We start from the raw sequence: 17,651 nt of genomic DNA on the forward strand, positions 1-17,651 counted from the left end.
CGGCAAACGCACGTGCCGATCGGACTTCAGGAAACACGTTGGTTCACCTTTCCGATGCGGCCAGGGCAATAGCTGGCAGCAATGACCTCAAGCGGATCATCATCTCGGCTATCCGGCGTTGAACCGAATCGCCGGATCTCGTTTAGTAGTACACCGCCAGCGGGCCGTTGGGTCCGGCGATCACCTGTACCGGAGTTTCGAAAACCTCGGACAGGATTTCGTCATTCATGATCCGTTCCGGGGAACCGAACTGGACGACCTTGCCGTGCTTCATCGCGCAGATGTAGTCCGCGTAATGGCCGGCGAAGTTGATATCGTGCAGCACAATCACGATGGTGCGGTTCAGCTCTTGGGCCGCCCGCTTCAGGTGCTGCATCATCAGCACGGAGTGCTTCATGTCCAGGTTGTTCAGCGGCTCGTCCAGCAGCACCGTTTCGGTGTCCTGCGCCAGCACCATGGCAACGTAGGCGCGCTGGCGCTGGCCGCCGGAAAGCTGGTCCAGGTAGCGGCCCTCCAGCTCGGACAGGTCAAGGAAGTCGATGGACCGCGAGATGATCTCTTCATCCGCCGGCGTCAGCCGTCCCTTGGAGTGCGGGAAGCGTCCGAAGCCGACCAGCTGGCGCACGGTCAACCGGGTGACGAAATGGTTCTCCTGGCGCAGGATCGACACGATCTTCGCCAGATCCTTGGAAGCGGTGGAGGCCACGTCGTAGCCGGCGACCTCGATGCTGCCCGAATCGATGCCCAGCAGGCGTCCGACCATGGTGAGCATGGTGGACTTTCCGGCCCCGTTGGGGCCCACCAGAGCGGTGATGCCGCCGGTTGGGATCTCGAGCGTGACCGGTCCGATGGCCACCTCGGAGCTGTACTTCTTGTGCACTTCTTTGAGGGTAATCACAGCCGGCCCTTTCGCAGGATGAAGATCAAGAATGTCACGCCGCCCACGGCCTCGATGATGATGCCCACCACGCCCTGGGCGTAGAAGATATTTTTCATCACGAAGTACGCCCCGGCGAGCACCACGAAGCCGGTCAGGAAGGCGATAGGGAAAATGAAGCGGTGGTCATAGGTGTCCGCCAGCTGGTAGGCCAGGGTTGCCACGAGGAAGCCGAGGAAGGTCATCGGGCCGACCAGCGCGGTGGATACGGCCATCAGGATCGAGACGAAGAATAGTGTGCGCATCACCTCCGAGCGGTGATTGATGCCAAGGTTCATGGTGGTATCGCGGCCGAGGGACACGATATTCATTTTCCGGGAATTTGAGATCAGGAAGAACCCGGCAATGAGGATCAGCGGGATGGCCACCGGCAGGTAGCTCATATCCGCATTGTTCATCGAGCCGAACAGCTTCGCGGTCAGGATGTCGAACTCGCTGGGGGAGAGCATGCGCTGCATGAAGGTGGAGATCGATCCGAGGCCAGCGCCCAGGATGATGCCGATCAGCAGCATGATCTGGATATTGCCCAGCTTGCCGGACAGCAGCCAGCCATAGAGCAGGCAGGCGAGGACCACCATGATCGCTACCTGCAAGCTGAACTGCCACAGCCCCTGCAGGGCGACCACGCCGGCGGCTCCCATGAAGAACACCGAGGCGGTCTGCACCGCCACGTAGAGGGACTCGAAGCCCATAATCGATGGGGTGATGATGCGGTTGTTCGTGACCGTCTGGAATGACACCGTCGCTACTGCCTGGCAGAAGGCGACGATGGCCATGGTCAGGATATTGCTGGCGCGCATCTTCGCGATCAGCCAGAACCCGTCGGAGCCCACCGGCATCGGGTTGTCCCAGGCGAGCAGCCCAAAGCTGAAGCTCAGCGCCAGGGCCAACATGATGGAGAAGATGATCCAGTAGCGACTGCGGATCTTCTTCGTTGGCAGTGCGCCGGAGGCACGGCCAAAGACCGGCGGCGAGGGCAGCTTGGGTGTGGTGCGCGGGGGAGTCATGAGCTTAGCCAAGTTTGCGCTGCCTTAGAAGCAAGGAAATGAAGACTACCGCGCCGAGCACGCCGAGGATCAGGGAAACCGGAATCTCGAAGGGCATGATGATGGTGCGGCCAATCAGGTCGCAGACGGTGGTGATGGCAATGCCCAGCAGGCACACCCACGGCAGGTTGCTGCGCAGGTCATCTCCGCGGAACATGGACACGATATTCGGCACGATCAGCCCCAGGAAGGGAAGGTTGCCGATGACCACGGTGACTACACCGGTGGCAATCGCGATCAGGCCGGTGCCCAGAAGCATCACCTGGCGGTAGTTCAGCCCAACGTTCGTGGCGATCTCTTCGCCGAGCCCGGCCACGGTGAATCGGTCGGCGACGATGAAGATCGCGATGGCCACCAGCGCCACGATCCACAGCACCTCGTACTGTCCGCGGATCACCGAGGTGAAGGACCCGGCAAACCAGATGCCAAGGGATTGGAGCATGTCGGTTTGCAGGGCAATGAAGGAGGAGAAGGCGCCCACCACGGCGCCGAGCATGATCCCCACGATGGGCACCGTCAACGAGGCCTTCAGCGAGACTCGCTGCAGGAAGAGGAAGAAGACCATGGTGCCGATGAAGGCGAAGATGATCGCCACGGTCATCTTGGCCAGCAGCGAGGCTTCGGGGTTGATGATCAGCACCGTCAGCAAGCCCAGTCCGGCCCATTCGGTGGTGCCGGTGGTGGTCGGCTCCACGAAGCGGTTCTGCGTGAGCAGCTGCATGACCAGCCCGCTCATGGCCATCGCGGCTCCGGCGAGGACCAGCGCGATGGTGCGCGGGATGCGGGTCACGGCGAACATCGCCGACCCGTCATCGGTGCCGAAGATGTCATAGACACCGGTGAACAGGGAGAAGCCCAAGAGGACGAGGACGCCGAGGATGCCAAGCATCAGCTTGGGTTCAAGGAGCCTGCCCTTGGGCTTGACCGCGGGGGTCGTAGTAGTCATGGTGCCGCCGTGTATTCGATATGTGGTGGATACGACTACGTGGCGGGGCCGGTTATCGGCTCCGCCACGTAGTCGCTATTCAGCGTTCTGGTTACTTGGCTTCCAGCGCTTCTGCAAAATCATTGAAGAACTCGGTGTAGGTCTGGATGCCTTCGTTGGTGTAGGTATCTGCGGGCATGACCACGACGTTTCCTTCCTTGGCAGCGGTGACGTTAGCCAGTGCTTCGGACTTCTTCAGCAGGTCGGCCGCCGGGGTGTAGCCGGCTTCATCGCTGGCAACTGCGCCGTCGCGGTCAAGGACGAGAATCCAATCGGGGTTCGACTTGGCGATTGCCTCTACCGAGATATCGTCGCCCTCGTGATCGGTGGAGGCGTCCTCGACGACCAGTGTCGGGGTGAGGCCCAGAATGTCGAAGGCCGGGCCGACGCTGCGTCCGCTACCCGGAGCGGAGTAGTTGATCTCGCCGCCGGAGGTGATCAGGCCCATGACGGTCGCGTCCTTGTTGTACGCGGCCTTGGCGCGTGCAACGGCCTTGTCGAAGTCATCGGTCAGCGCCTTGGCTTCTGCCTGCTTGCCGAAGATTTCACCCAGTACGGTGGTCTGGCGCTTGAGCTCCGCGTCGAAGGCCTCGCCTTCGCGCGGGTCGAGGTTCACAATGGTGGCTTCGGGAGCCAGCTTGGAAAGCTCTTCTGCGTGCTGGGTGAATCGCTGGCCGTTGATGATCAGGTCCGGGGCCACTTCGACAATTGCTTCGAGGTTCGGCTCGCGGTGGCTGCCGAGATCGATGACCTTTTCGTCCTTGGCGTAGTCGATGGTGTCCGGCATCAGCGCCACGGCGCCGGCGGTGAGCTCGATGCCCCAGGCCTCAAGAGTTTCGAAGGTGCGGTTGTCGGTTGCGACCACTGACTTCGCTGGGGTGTTGATGGTGTGTTCGCCATTGTTATCGGTGAAAGTCACCGTGGAGGTAGCCGCTGGTGCGGACTCTGCCGGGGCTTCGGCGTTGGAGCCGCAAGCTGTCAGGGAGAGTGCTGCAACGCCCAGCAAAGCTGCGGCGCGAAGTTTCATGGAAGCCATGTCATCCTTCGGAACAGGCGACCGACATTGGCCGCGCAAATGAGTGATCTGATAATTAGCCTAGCCTAAGCTGACCTAAATCGAATAAGCCAGACCGTTGTTACTTAGCTCACTCAACTCCGGCAAGTTCGTCGAAAAAAAGGATTTCATGAGGGATTTTCCGCGTTTAGTTAGGTGAGGCAAGCTATTTGCGCAAGGAATATCGTGCAGCGAAGCGTTGCTAAATTATTCATTTTCAGGCGATGCCGGTCGTCTTTGGATGTTCATTTACCGTCATGAACTGCGCGCTCCACGGCAAAAAGGCGCGAAGCACCGCACTAGGATACGAAGATGAGTGACTCTCTCGACCGAATTAACTGGCCCGTGGCTACTCGGCGGCTCTCGCTGCGACGACTCGAAGTTGCCGATGCCCAAGCGACGTGGGACTACCGGAAACTACCCGAGGTGCAACGCTGGATCACCTCGCGCGCGGATGATTTCCCGCAGTATCTGGAGCAATTCATGAAGGGCAAGCGGTATTCCCGTGATGTCGCGGTTCAGCTGCTGGATGCGCAAGGGCAGCCGCAGTTGATCGGGACGGTCATGGTGAAGGTGAAAGATGGTTGGGGCCAGAGCGAGATTGAAGACGCGGCTCGCGGGGTCGAAGCCGAAATCGGCTGGAGCTTCAACCCCGAATACGGTGGTCTCGGCTATGCCACCGAAGCGGTCCGTGGGGTTATCGACCTGTGCTTCGGGCCGTTGGGACTACGACGGGTTGTTGCCGAATGCTTCGCCGCGAACGAGCCATCGTGGAGGCTTATGGAACGAATCGGCATGAGGCGTGAGGGGTACAGCAAACGCGATGCGCTGCACCGCGACGGTCAATGGCTGGACGGCATGAGCTACGCGCTCCTAGCCGAGGAGTGGCCAATCCGGTCCGAAGCCTGAAAGACCCTGAACATGAGTGAACCCTCCAACGCTTGCCGCGTTGGAGGGTTCTTGTCATCACTCGCACCTTCAAGAGGTACTTACGACTCTAGGCGGGCACTCTGGGAATAGACTGAGTTGCGCCTTGGGCTTTACCGTGCAAATTGGGCGCCCGGCCTCAGACGGGCAAACCACTTTTTACTCGGCTGATCGGCCATCCGGTAATGCTCTTCGGGCGCGGGGTTGCATAGGTGCGCACCTTTGAAGTGCTCAAGCACATGCGCACCAAAGACTCGGCAATGGTCACCGCGGCACGCACCCCATCAACAATTGGCACGCCGGTGGCCTCGCTGACCTTCGCCTCCAATTCGGCCATGCCGCCGCAACCTAGGCAGATCACTTCCGCCTTATCGACCTGCACCGCCTGTCTTGATTGCTCCACGATGGCCGCGACGGCTCGTTCGGGATCGGATTCCAGCTCCAGGACTCCCAGGCCGCTGGCACGCACCGAGGCCAGCCGGTCGGTGAGTCCTGCGAGTTTCAGGCGGTCCTCAATCAGCGGAACGGTCCGGTCCAAGGTGGTCACGACCGAATACTTGTGCCCTAAGAATTGTGCGGTGGAGGCGGCGGCCTCGGTGATGTCAACGACCGGGACTTCCAGCAGTTCCTGCAGTCCTTCCCGTCCGTGCTCTCCGTAGCCGGCCTGGATGACCGCGTCGAAGTCTCCGGGGTAGTTGACGACCTTGTCCATCACGGCGATGGCGGCGAGGTAGCTTTCGAAGTTCCCCTCGCAGGAGTCCGCGCCGAAATCGGGAGTCAGCTCGATGATTTCGGTGCCCGGCGAGGCGACTTTGCGAGCCGATTCGCCGATTGCGTGAGTCATCGAGGCGGTCGTGTTCACATTAACAATGAGAATGCGCATGATCAGTTCCTTAGAAATCAGTGCTTTGGGGTGACTGCGATGGCTTCGCCGTCAATATCTGTCAGGTCAAGGCGTCGCTTGGCGAGTATCAGGTAGGCAACTGCGCCGGCTCCGGAACCGAGGAACCACGCGAACGGCCCGACAACGTGCAGTGCGGGCAGGAATGCCAGGAGCAAGGCGACGACCGAGCTGACCGCCAGGGCAGCCACTGCGCGGTAGTTGACGCCGCGAGTGAAGTAGTAGGTGCCTTCCGGATTGGTGCGGTAAAGGTCCAAGACATTGATTCGGGCCCGGCGCACGAGCCAGTAGTCGGCCATGATGATGCCGAATAGCGGGCCGAGCAGCGCACCGAGCCCACCGAGGAAGTAGTTGATGATCTCCGGGGAGTTGTACAAGTTCCAAGGCAGGATCACCAAGCCGATGAAGCCGGAAATCAGGGCGGCGGCGCGGAAGTTCAACCGCTTGGGGAAGAGGTTGGTCAGCGCGTAGGTCGGGGCCACGAAGTTTGCCATCAGGTTCACCGCGATGGTCAGGATCAGCAGCGCACCGGAGGCCAGGACGAGCAGCAGCGTGTTGGGGATGGCCTCGACGACATCTGAAGGCGAGGTGATGACCGCGCCGTTGATGGAGAATTGGGTTCCGGTGAGAACCACCACGATGGCCCCGAAGAACAGCATGTTCAGTGGAATGCCGAAGAAGTTTCCGCGCACGATGGCGTTCTTCGAGGTGGCGCCGCGGGTGAAGTCGCAGAAGTTCAAAACGAAAGTTCCGTAAATCGAAACCCACAAGGCGGCGGCTCCGAAGATGCCGACCCACATGTCCAGACCTGACCTTGATTCGCCGGTGCTCATGGAGACGCTGAATCCCGATTCAAAGAGCATCCAGATGGCCAGCGCCAAGAAGGTGACGAGAATGACCGGGCCGGCAAAGGCCTCGTACTTGCGAATCATTTCCATTCCGTAGCTGACAATCACCAGCTGGATGGCCCAGAGGGCTACGAAGCAGATCCAGCCAAGGGTGTCGAGTCCCAGGAAGCTCGTCTGCTGCAAGCCGGCTGCGCTGGGCGCCAATGCGATGACCATGACGCTCAGCACCTGGGAGGCCAAGAACGTTTGAATCCCGAACCAGGCGATGGCCACGGCGCCACGCAACAGCGCCGGGATCTGCGCACCGTTGACGCCGAAGGCGATGCGGCTCATGACAGGGAAGGGCACGCCGGTCTTCTCGCCCATGAATCCCGAGAGGGTCAGCAGGGCGAAGAGCAGGATTGCCCCGATGCCTAGGGCACCGAGAATTTGCCAACCGCTCATCCCCAGGGCGAACAGGCCGATGGCGAAAGCGTAGTTGCCCAGCGAGTGCACGTCGTTGGCCCAGAGGGTGAAGATGCTGTACGAGTTCCAGGTGCGTCCGGCACGGGTAGTCGGCGCGAGGTCCTCGTTGTACAGCGTGGCGCTGAGCTCATGCGGGTTGGAACGGTCAATGCGTTCGTTGTGCGATTGGGTAATGATCGTCGGCGCGGAGGTGGTCTCCGGAGTTTTTTGCCCCATGGTGAGGTCCTATTCTCAGGTGCGTGCTGAGGATCGAAGTCTGTTCTCGACAGTGAGAAGCTTTAGGGACAACGAATTATCGACAGCGCGCATGTATGAATCATGCTGGTCTATGCGTATGGAAGAAGCTGCGTGTATGTCCGCTGAGGGGACGAGATGACGCGTTACGGATAGATCGGCTGGCCGAAGTTCAGATAGAACTCGGTTGGTGTGCCCACCACGGGCTGGGCTTCGTGCTGCAGTCGCCAGGCTGGCTTTACTGCGCGAGTCCCTATGAGTTGTGTGCTCATGGCTGCTCCTGAGTTAGAGAAATTCACTCCGAGATGTGTGCCACATCGATTGTCCACCAACTGTATGCCGTGGATCACATTACCGCAATAGAAAATCTAGATTTCACTTTGTGGAAGTTATGGCCTTGCGTGCTGACTAGTGCCTAGGGTCAAAAGAAATTTCCGGGCGACATTCTGAGAGCCGCACCGGTGCCCGCGAAACCAGTTTGCCTGCCCGGTCGGAAGGCGGCTGCAGCGTTTGGTCAACAATTCCGCCGACCTGGTTCCGGCCCGGTGCGTACACGCGCCGGGCCGGATCTTGGGGACGGGGCGCAGCTACTGGCGCTTATGCAGGGTGATCTCGGGAATGTCATCTGCGGTCGGACCGCCGCCGAACTTCGGCGAGGGCTTTTCGCCAGAGGCCAAGCGGGCAAGTTCGGCCGCTTCGTATTCCTCTTCCTTGCCCAGCATGCGGGCCGTGTCCTCATTGGTGATTTCTCCCGCGAAGGCTCTCTTCATATTTTCACGGTCGAACTGGCCCTCCCACTTGGCGACCACGAACGTCGCCACGCAATTGCCCAGCAGGTTGACTACCACGCGCATGGAATCCATGATGCGATCGGCGCCCAGCAACAGGGCCACCCCAGCCACCGGGAAGATGCCTAATGCCGCGGCGGTGGCTGACAGCGCCAGGAACGAGGAACCCGGGACGCCGGCCATGCCCTTGGAAGTCAGCAGCAGGACGCCCAGTGCGGCCAGCTGCTGCCCGAAGCTCAAGTCATGCCCGAAAGCCTGGGCCAGGAAGAGCAGGGAGATGGAAAGATAAATAGCTGCGCCGTCCAGATTGAACGAGTAGCCGGTGGGTACCACCAGCCCGGTGGTGGCGCGCGAGCAGCCGGCATTGGTCAGCTTGGTCATAATGCGCGGCATTACCGATTCGGTGGATGCCGTGCCCAGCGCCAGGAGAAATTCTTCGCGGGTGTAGCGAATGAACTGCCATAGCGGTACTCGGGCGAAGGTCCAGGCGATGATGAACAGCACGCCGATGAACAGCAGTGCTGCAACATAGCAGGCGATGATCAATTTGGCGTAGGTGCCCAAGGTCGCGATGCCGTACTGGCCGATGATGAAGCCCATGGCGCCGAAGGCGCCAAGTGGGGCGACCTTCATAACCCAGCTCATGACCTTGAAGATCAATTCGAGGATGTTCTCGAAAACCGCCAGGAGCGGCATGCATCGTTCTTTGCCGACAACGACGATCGCCGCTCCAAAGAATACCGAGAAGAAGAGGACCTGCAGCAGATTGTTCTCGGCGAAGGCGCCGATTACGCTGACCGGGATGATGCCGAGAATAAAGTCGGCAGCACCCTTGGCTTCGCCTGTTTTATCCTGAAGTGATGAGTCGTCCAACGTGGACGGGTCGATATTCAATCCTGCCCCGGGCTGGAAGACGTTGGCGATGATCAATCCGAAGACCAGGGCGAACAGCGTTGCGCTGGTGAAATACACCAGCGCCTTGACTCCCACGCGGCCCACCGCCTGCACGTCGCCAACGGCGGCGATGCCGGTGACGATGACCAAGAAGATGAGTGGCGCGATGATCATCTTGATCAGCATGATGAAGCCATCACCCAGTGGCCTGAGCTCCGAGCCGACCGCGGGCCAGAAGTGGCCGATGAGGACTCCGGCGAGGACCGCGACTCCGAGTTGGACGAACAATGATTTGTAGAGGCGCTTCTTGGGTTTTTGCTTTGCCTTGGCAAAGTCTTTGGATGATGATTTTTTCACGACTGCTCCAGAGGTTAATTACTCGCGAGATATATGCCATGTCGAAGGACTGACCCAACTGTAATGTGCATCACAGGATTTCCGCAAGGAAAAATAGAAATTCCGATATGCGAAATGATTTCTTTCCATAATGCGAAATAGGTGACCCGCCTATCCGCTTTCGCGCCCTTCCCTCCGGTGGCCCTCGTGCATTTTGCAAGGGCTGGCTCCCGTGGCGCGCTCCTGTTTGCGATGCGCGAAACGAAGGGCCCTAGAGGGTTGACAGTGATCTGTGTCTCGACTTAGAGTTTTCGTAAAGCAAAACAAATATTCCATGAAGTGGAATCTTTGAAATAGGTTTTGAAGGGAAATCCAGTGTCTTACACTCTGAACTGCTCGATTCTGCTCACCGAACTACCCATCAACCAGCGTGCCGAAGCGGCCAAGCAGGCGGGATTCGACAGCGTCGAATTCTGGTGGCCATTTGCCACCGCCGTGCCAAGCGACAAGCAGGTAGATGAGTTCGTTAGCTCGATCAAGAACGCGGGCGTGCAGCTGGACGGATTGAACTTCTTCGCCGGTGACATGCCTGCGGGGGACCGCGGACTAGTTTCCTGGGTCGGGCGCAGTGCAGAGTTCCGTGAGAACGTGGACGTGGTCGCCGCTATCGGCGAGGCCACCGGATGCAAATCCTTCAACGCCCTCTATGGAAATCGTCTTGCGGAATCCACTGCGCAGGCTCAAGACGCGCTGGCCCTTGAAAACCTGTTGGTTGCCGCCGGGGGCATCGAACGCATCGAAGGCACCGTCCTGATCGAACCGGTCTCCGGCACCGAGGCCTACCCGCTGAAGACCGCCGCCGAGGCACTGGACGTGGTCACTAAGGTCAAGGAAGCGGGCAAGAACAATATTGCCCTGCTGGCCGACTTCTACCACCTAGCGGTCAACGGCGATGATGTCCCGCAGGTTATCGAAAGCCACGCGAAAGAATTCGGCCACATCCAGATCGCCGACGCGCCGGGCCGTGGGGCGCCAGGAACTGGTGATCTGCCCTTGCTTGCCTGGATTGAACGCTCCCGTCAGCTTGGATACACCGGCAAAGTAGCCCTGGAATACAAGCAGGACGCGCAGACCGCCTTTCAATGGCTTGCCACCGCCGGTGCCGACGCCTCCTAAACTTCCACTCGCCCCTCGTGCGGGCCGCCAAAACACTTTGGAGAATCACATGTCACAGAATGTAGCTTTTATCGGTTTGGGAATCATGGGACTGCCCATGGCCAAGAACCTCGTCACCGCAGGCTTCAACGTCACCGGTTTCAACCGCAGTGAAAAAGCCACCACCGAGCTTGCGGCAGCCGGCGGCCACGCGGCAAAGTCGATCGCCGAAGCGGTCAAGGACGCCGACGTCATCATCACAATGGTTCCGGACTCTCCCGATGTCGAAGCGGTCACCACCGGCGCAGAGGGCCTGTTCGCGCACGCAAAATCCGGGGCCATCTGGATCGATAATTCCTCCATCCGTCCCGACGTTGCGGTGAACCTTTCGAATGCCGCGCGTGAGGCCGGATTGCGTCCACTGGACGCGCCGGTATCCGGTGGCGAGCAGGGCGCCATCGACGCGGTGCTCTCCATTATGGTCGGCGGCGAACCGGCGGACTTCGCAGATGCCAAGCCGGTCCTCGAAGCGGTGGGCAAGACCATCGTCCTGGTCGGTCCCTCCGGATCCGGGCAAACCGTCAAGGCCGCAAACCAGCTGATCGTCGCGGCAAATATCCAGGCGCTGAGCGAAGCGGTGGTCTTCCTCGAAGCCTATGGCGTAGACACCGATTCGGCACTGAAGGTGCTCGGCGGGGGACTCGCCGGCTCCAAGGTGCTTGACCAGAAGGGCCAGAAGATCCTGGACCGTGAATTCGGACCGGGCTTCCGCTTGGCCCTGCACCACAAGGACATGGGCATCGTCACCTCGGCCGCCCGCGAAGCCGGCGTGGTGCTTCCGATGGGTTCGCTCGTCGCCCAGCTGGTGGGTTCCACCGTCGCCAGCGGCGACGGCTCGCTGGATCACTCGGGTCTCTTCCGCGGAGTGCAGCGCCTTTCGGGTCAAAGCGAGTAAGTTTCTCTCCTGCTCTTCCCCTCAAACTTCCTGTGGCGGGTCCTGCGCCTGCCTTCGGTAGCCGGCCCATCGGCTGGCGAACAACTGTATTCGCCAGCCGATGGAGTCCTTCGTTCCAGTTCGAGTCCGGCTTCCGGTGCTCGGGGTGGGCGTGAGGTCGATTCACTTCGTCGGCCCGCCACAGGTCATCCCCTCATAATCTTGTTTCTTCTTTCACCGCTCCATTCGGGGCCGAACCATCGATAAGGATGTGTGATTTCAATGCCTAAGATGCGCGCAGTAGATGCCATCGTGCTGATCCTGGAAAAGGAAGGCGCCACCGAAGCGTTCGGCTTGCCCGGCGCGGCAATCAACCCGCTGTACTCGGCGATGAAACAGCATGGCGGAATCCGCCATACGCTGCACCGCCACGTCGAGGGAGCCTCGCATGCAGCTGACGGCTACTCGCGGGCCAGCGGCAAGATCGGCCTGTGCCTGGGTACCTCCGGGCCGGCCGGCACCGACATGATCACCGGCCTGTATGCGGCCATCGCCGACTCGATCCCGATGCTCTGCATCACCGGCCAGGCGCCAACCCACGTTTTGCACAAGGAAGACTTCCAGGCGGTGGATATTGAATCCATCGCGAAGCCGGTGACCAAATACGCGAGCACCGTGCTGGAGCCGGGGCTCGTTCCGGGAACCTTCGCCAAGGCTTTCCAGATCATGCGTTCGGGCCGCCCCGGTCCTGCGCTGATCGACTTGCCTATCAACGTGCAGTTGGCCGAGATTGATTTTGACATCGATGCCTACGAGCCGTTGGCGCCCACCAAGCCGGAGGCAACTCGCGGCCAGGCCGAGAAGATCGTTGACCTGCTGCTGAGCGGCAAGCGTCCAATCATCGTTGCCGGCGGTGGCGTGATCAACGCCAACGCCAGCGACAAGCTCGTGCAGCTGGCCGAAGAGCTCAACATCCCGGTTTCGCCCACCCTGATGGGCTGGGGCGTCATTCCGGATGACCACCGTTTGCAGTCGGGCATGGTGGGCATCCAGACCCACACCAAATACGGCAACGAATCCTTCTTGGCCTCGGATGTGGTGCTCGGCATCGGAAACCGGTGGGCGAACCGGCACACCGGTGGCCTCGAAACCTACCGTGCAGGGCGCAAGTTCATCCACGTGGATATCGAGCCCACGCAGATCGGTCGCGTTTTTGCGCCGGATCTGGGAATTACCTCGGATGCCGCGGCGGCGCTGGAATCAATCCTGGAGATCGTGCGCGAACGCAAGAGCGCTGGGCTGATCCCCGACTACTCGCAGTGGGCCGACCAGTGCACGGCCCGCAAGGGAACGAACCACCGCAAGACCAACTTCGACAATATTCCGATCAAGCCGCAGCGCGTCTACCAGGAGATGAACGCGGTCTTCGGCCAGGACACCACCTACGTATCCACCATCGGGCTCAGCCAGATCGCCGGCGCGCAGATGCTGCACGTCTATGGACCACGCAAGTGGATCAACGCCGGCCAGGCCGGACCCTTGGGCTGGACCGGTCCGGCAGCCCTGGGCGTCGTGCGCGGCAAGCCAGGGGAAAAAGTTGTGGCGCTATCCGGGGATTACGACTTCCAATTCATGATTGAAGAGCTGGCAGTAGGCGCCCAGTTCAAGCTGCCTTACGTGCACGTGGTGGTCAACAACTCCTACCTCGGCCTGATCCGCCAATCGCAGCGTCCCTTCGAAATGGATTATCACGTCTCCCTGGGCTTCGATAACATCAACTCCCCGGAAACCGACGGCTACGGCGTGGACCACGTCAAGGTCGCCGAAGGGCTCGGATGCAAGGCCGTTCGGGTGAATGATCCGGCGAAGCTGGCCGAGGGATTCGCCGAAGCGAACCGGCTGGCCGACGAGCACCAGGTCCCCGTGGTGGTTGAAGTGATCCTGGAGAAGGTCACCAACATTTCCATGGGTGCGCAGCTGGATGCGGTTAATGAATTTGAAGATCTTGCACTGGAGATCGGGGACGCGCCTACCGCGCTAGTACCCATGAAATCCAGTGCCGGTGTGAGTGCCTGAGGTCGGTCGTCGCTGCCACTGGCAACTCCCATAAATTGCGGGTGCGGTTATTTTCAAGATAGGAGATCATGGAAATAACCGCACCACGCACTACTGAATTTAGTCTCAAGCTTTAAACGTAACGAGTAGGGAACGACTCATGAGCATCAACGAAGCTGTTGAACGCGAAACCAACGACAACGCAGATCTGGACTTCAATCTGGTTATCCGGGGCGAACGCATCTTGACTACCGCCGGCATGGCCGCCCGCGAGATCGGCGTCCGCGACGGAAAGATCGTAGCCATCGAGCCGCTGGGAAATAATCTGCAGGGCGCACGCACCATAGAGGTCGGCGACGACGAGGTATTGCTCCCGGGCCTGGTGGATACCCACGTCCACGTCAACGAGCCGGGGCGTACCGAGTGGGAAGGCTTCGAGTCTGCCACCAAGGCCGCAGCGGCAGGCGGTGTCACCACGATCGTGGACATGCCGCTGAACTCCATCCCGCCCACGGTGAACCTCGAAGCACTGGAAATCAAGCGCGAAGCTGCCAGCAAGAACGCGTATGTCAATGTCGGCTTCTGGGGCGGCGCCATTCCGGGTAACAAGAAGGACTTGCGTCAGCTGCACGAAGCCGGCGTCTTCGGCTTCAAGTGCTTCCTGCTTCACTCCGGAGTCGACGAGTTCCCCTCGCTGACCGTCGACGAGATGGAAGAGGACATGGCAGAGCTTGCCTCCTTCGATTCGCTGATGATCGTGCACGCCGAGGACTCGGACATCATCGATAATTCGCCGAATCCTGTCGGCGGACAGTACGCCGGATTCCTGAACTCGCGTCCGCGTGATGCGGAGAATACCGCCATTGCGCAGGTCATCGAGCGCGCCCGCAAGACCGGGGTACGCGCCCACGTGCTGCACCTGTCCAGCTCGGATGCCCTGGAGATGATCCGCGAGGCCCGCGCCGAAGGCGTGAAGCTCACCGTGGAAACCTGCCCGCACTATCTGACGCTGCTCGCCGAGGACATCCCGGACGGCGCCACGGCCTTCAAATGCTGCCCGCCGATCCGCGAGAACGACAACCGCGAACTGCTGTGGAAGGGCCTGGAAGAAGGCATTATCGACTGCATCGTTTCGGACCACTCCCCGTCCACTGTCGATTTGAAGGACGTGGAGAATGGCGACTTCGGCGTCGCCTGGGGCGGCGTCGCCTCGCTGCAGCTGGGCCTGCCGCTGATCTGGTCCGAAGCCAAGGGGCGCGGGCTGAAGCTGGAGCAGGTGGTGCAATGGATGGGCGTGAATCCTTCCAAGCTTGCCGGGCTGAGCGCCAAGGGCGGCATCGAGACCGGCAAGGACGCGGATTTCGCGATCTTCGCTCCGGAGGACACCTTCGAGGTGGATGTGGCCAAGCTGCATCACAAGAACCCGATTTCCCCGTACCAGGGCAAGACCCTGAGTGGCGTGGTCCGCCGGTCGATCATCGCGGGGGCCGACGTGGACTTCCAGACTCCTGGCGGAAAGCTGATCCGCCGCGAGCACTAGGAACTGGCTTTTGCCGGACCCCTCTTCTGCCTTACTGGCGGGAGAGGGGTTTTCGCGTGCCGGACCGCGCGCTGGCCTCCAGGCAAGGCTGCATCGTAGCCTCAACTCCTCCAGATTCCAATGCTTCCAGGTGCATTCACTGTTATAACTGCCTGGTGTTCGGCTCACCTATAACAAAGAGGTATCGATTGGACGAGGCACGCGCGAATTGAGCCTCCCAGCTCATAGACTGTGAGCCATATGGGGATAGAGCAGTCGTAACTTCGAGTACAGGAATGGTTATGAACGCGAATACTGCTGCCTCGATAATGACCAAGAACGTCGATGACCTGGCTTTGGCCGAGGTGGTGCATGCTTCACTGGTCTTAGGCTCAATTGTCGTGGCTGTGCTCCTTGCTTTCGGGATCAAGACCTATGTCCATTGGCGGCGGCATCCCAAGACCTCCCAATCTTTCGAGCCATCGGCCGAAGAAGATGGCGCCAAGCAACCAGCACAGAGCTCGCGGCAACGTCCTGCACCGCGGATCGAAATACTGCCGACTCTCGGAGACCTGCGCGGAAGCGGACGGATGAAGCGCGGCCTCGAAGACTCAGGCTGAAGTCCCGGCGCAACGGCGTGGAGGGCCACGAACCACACGTGTGGAGGCGTGGCCAATTAAGCGGCATCTTGGCTGGAGGCAATTCGTAGATACAATGACCAGTCTGGGCGCTATCCAGCAGCGCCGCCGGATAGCCCGAATTCTGCGGACGGGATCACCCGCATTTCTCCGAGACATCCCGACACCGCACCGGAAGGTGAACGAGTGACTGCCCAGTTCCAGCCGCACCCGGCGTTTCAGCGATTCGTAGGCTGGGCCAACCCCAGCGCAAGGTTGCTGCTTGTTCGTGCGGCTCAGGGCACGGGAAGATTCTGGTTCGCCAACTCCTGAATCGGCGACGGGACAGGAGAGGTCCATGATTTCTCCGCCAAGTCGCACAGCGACTGCTCCGAGTTGGCGATGCTTGATCAGCAGCTGGCAGAAGATCCGAACCTCCGTGCCGCAGTCATTCTTTCTCCCGGGCACACCGTATGGCACTTGGCTCTGCATGCACCAGTTCAATTTGCAGAACAGCGAGATCTGTCGCTTAGCCTCGCTTGTGGGAACCGCACAGGAATTGGAGAGCAACAGCAATCGGAAAATGCGCCACCGGCGCAAGGTCCTCAACGAATGAGTAGTAGCCATTGATCGTGAAATGGGCTTTCTGTCATGAACAGATGGCATGAATTCCCTGGTGCATGACTAAGTCAGGCTGAGTGGCTAGGGGAGATTCAGCATAGCTTCGACTGGATTATTTTTCAGATCTTCCAGTTTGACAACCTGCCTAGACTCTAGAACTTGGGAGGCTGCCTGTTTCGACAAGCGGGGGTAAAAGTGGTGGGAAGCGCTACCGATGTGTTGATACAGAACAGTTACCGATGTCCCGATACAAAACAAAATTAAAAGAACTTGCCTAAACTCGCGTCATGATTCGGTGGTTGGGGACTCTTAACGTGTAGAGGCGATGAACCGGGTGCTTGGGGGACTCGAATTCACGCCGTTCGCGTCGGCGACTGAATGGCTTGCTGCTTGGGGCGCAAGCCGTTCAGTCACTGGAGCAATAAAGAGCAACCACTGGTTGGGATCTGTTGAGATCCTGTGAATATCGGAACGGATGGTCTGTTTGGAGCCCCTTGGTCCTTCTCGGTGATAGGGTCTACAAATATTAACTGGATAAGTGCGAGGTTTTGAAAAATCCGCCGGGGTGAATTCGGTTAGTGGACGCATCGTTTTCGAAGTATGGGGACTTTATGGCAATTGATTCGGGAGCCGAAATTGCGGGGGCTAGCGATTCGGAACTGATTCAGGGCGCACGCGTTGGAAGCCGGGTGTGCCAAGAGCGGCTGTACCAGCGCCACAAGCAAGTTGCGCTGGCAGTTGCCTATCGGCATACCGATAATCCGTCTGAAGCAGAGGATATTGTGTCCGAAGCTTTTTTGAGAGTTTTCGCAAGCCTCAAGCATGGGTCCGGGCCGACCGAATTCTTCCGCGCGTATCTGTTGACCTCGGTTTCCAGGGAGGCCTTCTCTAGAAACAGAGCTGCGCGGCGTGAAGCCGACATCGATGAGATCGCAGAGTTCGCGAGTGAAACCCCGGATGCTGACGAAGTCATGCGGCGCGCCGAATCAAAGATCGTTATCCGCGCTTTCAAATCGCTGCCGGAGCGATGGCGTGCAGTTTTGTGGCATAACGAAGTCGATGGGCTTCCTCCCCGCGAGATCGCGACGATTCTTGGTATCACTCCCAACGCAGCGTCTGCGTTGGCCGTTAGAGCCCGTGAGGGGCTACGTGAGTCTTACCTTGCTGCCCACCTCAAAGAACATGCAGGCCTCGTTGCCGACTGCGCGTCTGCGCGCAAGCAGCTTCCCGCGTTTATTCGAAATAACTTGAGTCCCAAGGCCACTCGATCCCTGAAGTCGCACCTTAAGAATTGCCCAGACTGTTCGCTTGTTTACGGCGAGCTTAAAAACATCG

At 59.7% G+C, this 17,651-nt stretch carries 14 protein-coding genes and 1 pseudogene; 7 read left to right on the forward strand and 8 right to left on the reverse strand.

What is annotated here, in order from left to right; translation table 11 throughout:
- Positions 1-142: 142 nt before the first annotated feature.
- The 4 genes from CQ019_RS08050 to CQ019_RS08065 form a co-directional block, all read right to left on the reverse strand.
- Entirely contained in the window at positions 143-898 is a 756-nt protein-coding gene (locus CQ019_RS08050) for an ABC transporter ATP-binding protein (RefSeq protein WP_096287987.1), read from the reverse strand.
- Complete coding sequence (locus CQ019_RS08055; protein WP_105552544.1) at positions 895-1,944, reverse strand: iron chelate uptake ABC transporter family permease subunit; 1,050 nt, start codon at positions 1,942-1,944, stop codon at positions 895-897. Before CQ019_RS08055 ends, CQ019_RS08050 begins: the two co-directional genes overlap by 4 nt.
- 4 nt (positions 1,945-1,948) lie before the next feature.
- Complete coding sequence (locus tag CQ019_RS08060) at positions 1,949-2,929, reverse strand: ABC transporter permease (protein ID WP_105569403.1); 981 nt, start codon at positions 2,927-2,929, stop codon at positions 1,949-1,951.
- Positions 2,930-3,020: 91 nt separating this feature from the next.
- Positions 3,021-4,004, reverse strand: a complete 984-nt coding sequence (locus tag CQ019_RS08065; RefSeq protein ID WP_105569404.1) for a siderophore ABC transporter substrate-binding protein — start codon at positions 4,002-4,004, stop codon at positions 3,021-3,023.
- 330 nt (positions 4,005-4,334) lie between these two features.
- Between CQ019_RS08065 and CQ019_RS08070 the strand changes: the two genes are divergently transcribed.
- A complete protein-coding gene (locus CQ019_RS08070) occupies positions 4,335-4,931 on the forward strand; it encodes a GNAT family N-acetyltransferase (protein WP_105569405.1) in 597 nt (198 codons plus the stop codon).
- Positions 4,932-5,088: 157 nt separating this feature from the next.
- Here CQ019_RS08070 and CQ019_RS08075 read toward each other — a convergent pair whose 3' ends face one another.
- From CQ019_RS08075 to CQ019_RS08085, 4 genes are all read right to left on the reverse strand, one after another.
- The gene (locus CQ019_RS08075; RefSeq protein WP_105552548.1) at positions 5,089-5,832 is read right to left on the reverse strand and encodes an aspartate/glutamate racemase family protein; all 744 of its coding nucleotides are present in this window, start codon (positions 5,830-5,832) and stop codon (positions 5,089-5,091) included.
- Positions 5,833-5,849: 17 nt separating this feature from the next.
- Positions 5,850-7,379 carry an NCS1 family nucleobase:cation symporter-1 gene (locus tag CQ019_RS08080; protein ID WP_105569406.1) on the reverse strand — a complete coding sequence of 510 codons (1,530 nt, stop codon included), beginning with the start codon at positions 7,377-7,379 and terminating at the stop codon, positions 5,850-5,852.
- A 164-nt stretch (positions 7,380-7,543) separates the two neighbouring features.
- Complete coding sequence (locus CQ019_RS18715; RefSeq protein ID WP_258133479.1) at positions 7,544-7,669, reverse strand: hypothetical protein; 126 nt, start codon at positions 7,667-7,669, stop codon at positions 7,544-7,546.
- A 315-nt stretch (positions 7,670-7,984) separates the two neighbouring features.
- Positions 7,985-9,436: a cation:dicarboxylate symporter family transporter gene (locus tag CQ019_RS08085; RefSeq protein WP_105569407.1), complete on the reverse strand. Its 1,452-nt coding sequence runs from the start codon at positions 9,434-9,436 to the stop codon at positions 7,985-7,987.
- Positions 9,437-9,790: 354 nt separating this feature from the next.
- Here CQ019_RS08085 and CQ019_RS08090 point away from each other — a divergent pair, with 354 nt between their 5' ends.
- The 6 genes and pseudogenes from CQ019_RS08090 to CQ019_RS18930 all read left to right on the forward strand — a co-directional run.
- Positions 9,791-10,591, forward strand: a complete 801-nt coding sequence (locus CQ019_RS08090) for a hydroxypyruvate isomerase family protein (RefSeq protein ID WP_105569408.1) — start codon at positions 9,791-9,793, stop codon at positions 10,589-10,591.
- A gap of 37 nt (positions 10,592-10,628) precedes the next feature.
- On the forward strand, positions 10,629-11,525 hold the full coding sequence (locus CQ019_RS08095) for a 2-hydroxy-3-oxopropionate reductase (RefSeq protein ID WP_258133903.1): 897 nt from the start codon (positions 10,629-10,631) through the stop codon (positions 11,523-11,525).
- Between the two features lie 261 nt (positions 11,526-11,786).
- Positions 11,787-13,580 carry a glyoxylate carboligase gene (gcl, locus tag CQ019_RS08100; protein ID WP_105569410.1) on the forward strand — a complete coding sequence of 598 codons (1,794 nt, stop codon included), beginning with the start codon at positions 11,787-11,789 and terminating at the stop codon, positions 13,578-13,580.
- A 139-nt stretch (positions 13,581-13,719) separates the two neighbouring features.
- Positions 13,720-15,099 (forward strand): allantoinase AllB, encoded by a 1,380-nt coding sequence (allB, locus tag CQ019_RS08105; protein ID WP_105569411.1) that lies wholly within the window; start codon positions 13,720-13,722, stop codon positions 15,097-15,099.
- A 281-nt stretch (positions 15,100-15,380) separates the two neighbouring features.
- Positions 15,381-15,698 carry a hypothetical protein gene (locus CQ019_RS08110; protein ID WP_146112418.1) on the forward strand — a complete coding sequence of 106 codons (318 nt, stop codon included), beginning with the start codon at positions 15,381-15,383 and terminating at the stop codon, positions 15,696-15,698.
- Between the two features lie 1,229 nt (positions 15,699-16,927).
- Positions 16,928-17,608 (forward strand): annotated as a pseudogene (locus CQ019_RS18930) (RNA polymerase sigma factor); the annotation flags it as partial.
- Between the last annotated feature and the right edge of the window lie 43 nt (positions 17,609-17,651).

Origin of the sequence: Arthrobacter sp. MYb229 (assembly GCF_002975405.1) — a bacterium.
Lineage (GTDB): Bacteria > Actinomycetota > Actinomycetes > Actinomycetales > Micrococcaceae > Glutamicibacter.

What these genes read in the sequence shown, in the direction of transcription:
- allB (WP_105569411.1), top strand. Translation starts at nt 13,720, where the DNA reads ATGAGCATCAACGAAGCTGTTGAACGCGAAACCAACGACAACGCAGAT.
- CQ019_RS08075 (WP_105552548.1), bottom strand. Translation starts at nt 5,832, where the DNA reads ATGCGCATTCTCATTGTTAATGTGAACACGACCGCCTCGATGACTCAC.
- CQ019_RS08065 (WP_105569404.1), bottom strand. Translation starts at nt 4,004, where the DNA reads ATGGCTTCCATGAAACTTCGCGCCGCAGCTTTGCTGGGCGTTGCAGCA.
- gcl (WP_105569410.1), top strand. Translation starts at nt 11,787, where the DNA reads ATGCCTAAGATGCGCGCAGTAGATGCCATCGTGCTGATCCTGGAAAAG.
- CQ019_RS18715 (WP_258133479.1), bottom strand. Translation starts at nt 7,669, where the DNA reads ATGAGCACACAACTCATAGGGACTCGCGCAGTAAAGCCAGCCTGGCGA.
- CQ019_RS08060 (WP_105569403.1), bottom strand. Translation starts at nt 2,929, where the DNA reads ATGACTACTACGACCCCCGCGGTCAAGCCCAAGGGCAGGCTCCTTGAA.
- CQ019_RS08055 (WP_105552544.1), bottom strand. Translation starts at nt 1,944, where the DNA reads ATGACTCCCCCGCGCACCACACCCAAGCTGCCCTCGCCGCCGGTCTTT.
- CQ019_RS08080 (WP_105569406.1), bottom strand. Translation starts at nt 7,379, where the DNA reads ATGGGGCAAAAAACTCCGGAGACCACCTCCGCGCCGACGATCATTACC.
- CQ019_RS08070 (WP_105569405.1), top strand. Translation starts at nt 4,335, where the DNA reads ATGAGTGACTCTCTCGACCGAATTAACTGGCCCGTGGCTACTCGGCGG.
- CQ019_RS08110 (WP_146112418.1), top strand. Translation starts at nt 15,381, where the DNA reads ATGAACGCGAATACTGCTGCCTCGATAATGACCAAGAACGTCGATGAC.